Genomic DNA, 6,882 nt, shown 5'->3' with positions numbered 1-6,882 from the left:
GGAAACTTCTTAGGGGGTTTATATATGAAAAAAGAATGGTATTTAGAGTATGAAATTACAAAGAACCGCCCCGGTTTATTAGGGGACATTTCATCCCTCTTAGGAATGCTTTCTATCAATATTGTTACCATTAATGGTGTAGATGAAGGAAGGCGCGGGCTGTTGATTTTGGCGAAAGATGATAATCAAATTAAACGGCTTGAGTCAATTTTACATACAATGGACACAATAAAAATAACCAAATTGAGAGAACCAAGATTGCGTGACCGGCTTGCTGTTAGACACGGTCGCTATATCCAAAGGGACGCGGATGATAAAAAAACGTTTCGATTTGTAAGAGATGAGCTTGGATTATTGGTTGATTTTATGGCAGAATTGTTTAAGCAGGAGGGACACAAGCTTATCGGAATACGAGGGATGCCCCGTGTAGGCAAAACAGAATCACTTGTTGCTGCAAGTGTTTGTGCCAATAAGCGTTGGTTATTTGTTTCTTCAACTCTTTTAAAGCAGACAATTCGTAATCAATTAATTCAAGATGAGTATAACGCTGATAATTTATTTATTCTTGATGGCATTGTTTCAACAAAAAGAGCAAATGAGCGCCACTGGCAGCTTGTCAGGGAAATTATGCGGATGCCATCGGTAAAAGTAATTGAACATCCAGATGTTTTTGTTCAAAACTCAGAGTATACATTGGATGATTTTGATTATATAATTGAACTTCGGAATCATGCTGATGAAGAAATTACTTACGAGGTTGTAGAGCAACATAGTTTTCTTTCCGGCTCTGACTTCGGGGATTTTGATTTTTAACAATATTGGAAGGTGTTAATAGGTGACTGAATTAGGGAATCGATTAAAAGAAGCCCGTTTAGCTAAAAATTTAAGCCTGGATGATCTGCAGTCCATGACCAAAATTCAAAAGCGCTATTTAGTTGGTATAGAAGAAGGCAACTATTCAAGTATGCCAGGAAATTTTTATGTACGTGCCTTTATAAAGCAATATGCTGAAAGCTTAGGTCTTAATCCGGAAGAAATATTTGAAACGTATAAGAATGAAATACCGGCTTCCCATAATGAGGAAATACCGCAGCAAATATCAAGAGTAAAAACACATAAAACGATTTCTGAAAACAGCACAAGGGTTTTAGATGTAATGCCCAAAGTGCTGATTGCTGTTTTTGTAATCGGTATAGCCGGTTTATTATACTATTTTTTATCCCGTCATAGCAGTGATATCTCTAATCAATCGTTAAATAAAGATCATGCACAGGTTAAAGTTATGACAAACGAAAAAGTAAAAGCGAATAATAATGGAACGGACTCACAAACTAACAGCCAAAAAACCGCAGAAAGTCCAAAGAAGCAAGAAACAGCTCCACCGCCTGCAGAAACAGCCAAGCAGGAGATCTCAGTTGTTCAGGCAGCCGGTAGAAATACAACTTATTCTGTGAAAAATGCCGATAAATTTGTAGTGAAAGTCGTTTCAAAAGGCAGTTCCTGGATCAGTATTAAAGACAGTACTGGCAAATCCATTTACCAAGGGACTTTAACTGCTGGCAGTGCGGATAGTCAAACAGCTGATTTAACTTCAGACCGTATGGCTGTTATTAGGATCGGTAATGCTGCAGATACGGATATTTTTGTGAATGATCAAAAACTTCAGTATGCAATACCAGTGACCCAGTCCGTTCAGGACATTACGATTCAATATGTTCCGAAAAGCTAATAGTCATCTCGCTGATGACTATTTTTCGCATGGGGAAATGGTTTAGGTTTGTTTAACGGTTTTTTTGCTTTTATTAGGAGGAAAAATTCATGAATTTACCAAATAAAATCACTGTATCAAGGATTCTGCTCATTCCTATATTTCTGCTCATCATGCTGGTCCCTTTTCATTGGGGAAATATGCAGTTGCTTGGTGTAAGTCTTCCTGTTACCCATTTTATTGGAGCCTTAATTTTCATCTTAGCTGCTACCACTGATTGGATCGACGGACATTTAGCCCGTAAGTATAATCTCGTGACAAATATGGGGAAATTTCTTGACCCGCTTGCGGACAAGCTTCTGGTTTCGGCAGCACTGATTGTTCTCGTAGAGTTAAACTATGCTCCTTCTTGGATTGTTATTGTTATTATTAGCAGAGAATTTGCGGTGACAGGACTCCGCCTTTTGCTGGCAGGAGAGGGAGAGGTTGTTGCAGCCAATATGCTTGGGAAAATTAAAACCTGGACGCAAATTATCGCGATTTCCTCTTTATTATTACATAATATAATATTTGCCAGTTTTTCGTTTCGATTTGATCTTTTGTCCTTATGGGTTTCTTTAATTTTTACTATTTGGTCCGGATGGGATTATTTTGCCAAGAACAGCCATATATTTAAAGATTCGAAGTAGCTTAAATATAAGGGGGGATTCATATGAATGCAGAAATAATTGCGGTTGGCTCTGAACTGTTATTAGGTCAAATTGTGAATACAAACGCACGTTTCTTGTCTGAAAACTTAGCTGGACTTGGGATTAATGTCTTTTATCATACAGTTGTCGGCGATAATCCCGATAGACTTAAAACGGCAATTGAGATTGCAGAAAATCGTTCAAAAATCATCATTTTTACTGGTGGACTTGGGCCGACAAAGGATGATTTGACTAAGGAAACGATCGCTCGTCATCTTGGGAAGAAATTAGTATTTGATGACACTGCATTAGCATCCATTGAACAATATTTCAACCGAGTAAATAGGGTAATGACTGAAAATAATCGTAAACAGGCATTGGTACTTGAGGATTCAGACGTCCTTCCTAATGACTTCGGCATGGCCCCTGGTATGGTGCTTGAACAGGGAGGTCATATCTATATGCTGCTCCCTGGCCCGCCTAAAGAAATGGAACCGATGTTTTTGCACTATGGAAGTCAAGCTCTCGCTTTAAAAACAGGGGTTAAAGAGAAAATTGTATCAAGAGTCCTGCGGTTTTTTGGAATTGGCGAAGCAGCGCTTGAGACTGAAATCATGGATTTAATTGATGCCCAAAGCAATCCTACGATTGCACCGCTAGCAGGAGATGGAGAAGTCACCTTAAGGCTGACTGCCAAGCACACAGATGAAAAGATGGCACTCTCCATGCTGGATGAAATAGAGAACAAAATTAATCACCGTGTTGGAGAGTTTCTGTACGGATATGATCATGACTCACTTCCGGAAGTATTAATGAAACTCTTAAAGAAGAGAAATTTGACAATTACTGCTGCGGAAAGCCTGACCGGCGGCTTGTTTCAGCAGGAGGTCACTGCGATACCGGGTGCGAGCTCCATATTCAATGGTGGAGTTGTTTGTTATTCCAATGAAGTGAAGCACCAAGTAGTAAAGGTGAAGCATGAAACGCTAGACACTTACGGGGCGGTCAGTGAACAATGTGCCATAGAGCTGGCGGAAAATATATCTAATATTTTTGGGACTGATATTGGCATCAGCTTTACGGGGGTAGCAGGTCCAGATGAATTAGAAGGAAAACCAGCGGGTACAGTTTATATTGGAATTGCGATTGCCGGAAGGCCAACAATGGCTGAAAAACTGTCCATTAACGGCTCAAGAGAAGCGATCCGCACTCGTGCTGTAAAATATGGTTGTTATTATTTAATGAAACATTTAAAAGAGTCACAGGACTGAAAAAGGTTCTGTGATTTTTTTAGAAATTTTTATCGGAATATTCTGATAACAAAAGAAAAGTCCTTTTTTAAGATGATGAGGTATAAGAAAAGAATAAAAATAGGAGGGATTCTGCTGTTTTCCACGCAAAAATAGTCTGAAAACCATCAGAATAAATGTTCGGTTTTTTGCTCGACAAACCACTTAAAAGAGGTTATATTATTATTAGGTTTCGTTTTAATAAATTCCAGAGTATTAATTTTATCATAAAAAGGAGGAACTATTTGTGAGTGACCGCAAGGCCGCGTTAGAAATGGCGCTAAAACAAATAGAAAAACAATTCGGTAAAGGGTCCATCATGAAAATGGGAGAACAGGCCGAAACAAAAATCTCCACAATTCCAAGCGGTTCCCTAGCCCTTGACGTCGCTCTTGGAGTCGGGGGATATCCAAGGGGACGGATTATTGAAATATACGGTCCAGAAAGCTCTGGTAAAACAACTGTAGCTTTACATGCAATCGCAGAAGTACAAGCAAATGGCGGACAAGCCGCTTTTATCGACGCCGAGCACGCGCTTGATCCAACTTACGCACAAAAATTAGGCGTCGATATTGATGAATTATTGTTATCCCAACCAGATACCGGGGAGCAGGCCCTTGAGATCGCTGAGGCATTAGTGCGCAGCGGTGCCGTTGATATCATTGTCATCGACTCTGTAGCTGCATTAGTTCCTAAAGCTGAAATAGAAGGAGAAATGGGAGATTCCCATGTAGGTCTGCAAGCAAGGTTGATGTCACAGGCACTTAGGAAGCTATCAGGTGCCATTAACAAATCAAAAACAATTGCTATTTTCATAAATCAAATCAGGGAAAAAGTAGGAGTAATGTTCGGCAATCCTGAGACAACGCCTGGCGGGCGTGCGCTTAAGTTTTATTCAACAATTCGTCTGGAAGTGCGCCGTGCGGAACAATTAAAGCAAGGAAATGACATGATCGGAAATAAGACGAAAATTAAAGTAGTTAAGAATAAAGTGGCGCCTCCTTTCCGTACAGCTGATGTAGATATTATGTATGGAGAAGGAATATCTAAGGAAGGCGAAATTATCGATATGGGATCTGAATTAGATATTATTCAAAAGAGCGGATCATGGTATTCATACAATGATGAACGGCTCGGCCAAGGACGAGAGAATGCCAAGTTATTCCTAAAGGAAAATCCTGATCTTCGATTTGAAATTCAACAAAAAATCCGCGAGCATTATGGCTTGGATGGTGAAAAAACAATTACCGAAACAGAAGAAGATGACCAATTTGAATTGTTGGATTAAATTAGTGGAGCAAAGCCAGGATGGCTTTGCTCTTTTCAGTAAATACAAATAATCATTCATAGATTTGTAATGTTAAAATGGTGCAAGTTATTTCGAAATTAACTGATTGATATTGGAAATAATTCAAGACTGTATCAGGCCTAAATCTTGACAATGAATATTTGCACGCTTACAATTAACATGTATATTTTACATTTTTGGTAATCTTACAATTAAAAAGCCTTGTGCTTGCTGTATGTTGAATCTAAATGATGTACATGCCGACACTTAAAAATGTAACAGAAGTTCATAGCAAGAGGAGGTGTAATAATGGGACCAATTACAATCATCTCCATTTTGCTTGGCCTTATCGTCGGTGCCGTTGTTGGCTATTTTATTCGTAAATCCATTGCTGAAGCAAAAATAGCAGGTGCAAAGAATGCTGCAGAGCAAATTATAGAAGATGCAAAACGTGATGCGGAATCTTTGAAAAAGGAAGCTTTGCTCGAGGCAAAGGATGAAATTCACAAGCTTCGCACAGAAGCTGAACGTGAGGTACGTGAACGAAGAATTGAACTGCAAAAACAAGAAAATCGTTTACTGCAAAGAGAAGAGAATTTAGACCGGAAGGATGAAGCGTTAAATAAACGTGAAATTCTATTAGAAAAGAAGGATGATTCTCTAAACCAAAGACAACAGCATATTGAAGAGATGGAAAGCAAAGTGGACGAGTTGGTTCAAACACAACAATCTGAACTCGAACGCATATCGAGCTTAACACGCGAGGAAGCAAAGGCGATAATTCTTGAAAAGACTGAAAAGGAATTAGCCTTTGAAACTGCCATGATGATTAAAGAAAGTGAAACTCGTGCGAAAGAGGAAGCTGACAAGAAAGCGAAAGAAATTCTATCACTCGCAATCCAGCGCTGTGCAGCCGATCATGTTGCCGAAACGACAGTATCTGTCGTTAACCTTCCAAATGATGAAATGAAGGGCCGAATTATCGGGCGTGAAGGCCGGAACATCCGTACACTTGAAACATTAACAGGAATTGATTTGATTATTGACGACACACCAGAAGCGGTTATTCTTTCGGGATTCGATCCGATCCGCCGTGAGACAGCTCGCCTAGCACTTGAAAAGCTGGTTCAGGATGGTCGCATACATCCGGCAAGGATCGAGGAAATGGTTGAAAAATCCCGTCGTGAAGTGGATGAACATATTCGCGAAGTCGGGGAACAAACTACGTTTGAAGTAGGGGTTCATGGTCTTCATCCGGATCTGATTAAAATTCTTGGCCGTTTGAAGTACCGAACCAGCTATGGTCAAAACGTCCTGAAACATTCAATGGAAGTTGCTCAGTTATCCGGATTGCTCGCTGCTGAGCTCGGCCAAGATGAGACACTGGCCAGACGTGCAGGTTTATTACATGATATCGGTAAAGCAATTGATCATGAAGTAGAAGGAAGCCATGTAGAAATTGGGGTAGAACTAGCGACAAAATACAAGGAACACCCAGTTGTCATTAACAGTATTGCTTCCCATCACGGTGATACGGAACCAACATCAATTATTGCAGTACTGGTCGCTGCTGCTGACGCTTTATCAGCTGCAAGGCCGGGCGCACGAAGTGAAACGCTGGAAAACTATATCCGTCGCTTGGAAAAGCTGGAGGAAATCTCAGAATCGTATGAAGGTGTCGAAAAATCTTATGCGATTCAAGCTGGCCGTGAGGTAAGGATTATCGTCAGACCAGATACGATTGATGATCTAGCCGCACATAGACTGGCGCGTGATATCCGCAAGCGTATCGAAGAAGAACTGGATTACCCTGGTCATATTAAAGTAACAGTCATTCGAGAAACGAGGGCTGTAGAATACGCGAAATAAAGCGGTGCATAGGCACCGCTTTATTTATGGGGAAGATGA

6 protein-coding genes are annotated in these 6,882 nt (G+C 40.2%); all 6 read left to right on the top strand.

The features are described 5' to 3' along the window. Positions 1–24: 24 nt before the first annotated feature. The 6 genes from BFU02S_RS06645 to rny all read left to right on the top strand — a co-directional run bounded on the left by BFU02S_RS06645 (position 25) and on the right by rny (position 6,843). A complete protein-coding gene (locus BFU02S_RS06645) occupies positions 25–813 on the top strand; it encodes a DUF3388 domain-containing protein (protein WP_066368243.1) in 789 nt (262 codons plus the stop codon). 22 nt (positions 814–835) lie between these two features. Further along, positions 836–1,729, top strand: coding sequence for a helix-turn-helix domain-containing protein (locus BFU02S_RS06640; protein WP_066368241.1), 894 nt, complete (start codon positions 836–838; stop codon positions 1,727–1,729). Positions 1,730–1,818: 89 nt separating this feature from the next. Then, positions 1,819–2,397 carry a CDP-diacylglycerol--glycerol-3-phosphate 3-phosphatidyltransferase gene (pgsA, locus tag BFU02S_RS06635; RefSeq protein WP_066368238.1) on the top strand — a complete coding sequence of 193 codons (579 nt, stop codon included), beginning with the start codon at positions 1,819–1,821 and terminating at the stop codon, positions 2,395–2,397. A gap of 23 nt (positions 2,398–2,420) precedes the next feature. Beyond that, positions 2,421–3,668 (top strand): competence/damage-inducible protein A, encoded by a 1,248-nt coding sequence (locus BFU02S_RS06630; protein ID WP_066368236.1) that lies wholly within the window; start codon positions 2,421–2,423, stop codon positions 3,666–3,668. Between the two features lie 265 nt (positions 3,669–3,933). After that, positions 3,934–4,974, top strand: coding sequence for a recombinase RecA (recA, locus tag BFU02S_RS06625; protein WP_066368234.1), 1,041 nt, complete (start codon positions 3,934–3,936; stop codon positions 4,972–4,974). 309 nt (positions 4,975–5,283) lie between these two features. Continuing rightward, positions 5,284–6,843, top strand: coding sequence for a ribonuclease Y (gene rny, locus BFU02S_RS06620; protein WP_066368230.1), 1,560 nt, complete (start codon positions 5,284–5,286; stop codon positions 6,841–6,843). The last annotated feature ends 39 nt before the right edge of the window (positions 6,844–6,882 follow it).

Origin of the sequence: Neobacillus fumarioli NBRC 102428 (assembly GCF_001591485.1) — a bacterium.
In the GTDB taxonomy this organism is placed as follows: domain Bacteria; phylum Bacillota; class Bacilli; order Bacillales; family Cytobacillaceae; genus Neobacillus; species Neobacillus fumarioli.
The sequence above is the reverse complement of the archived record's forward strand: the minus strand, read 5'-3'. Positions and strand labels throughout refer to the sequence as shown.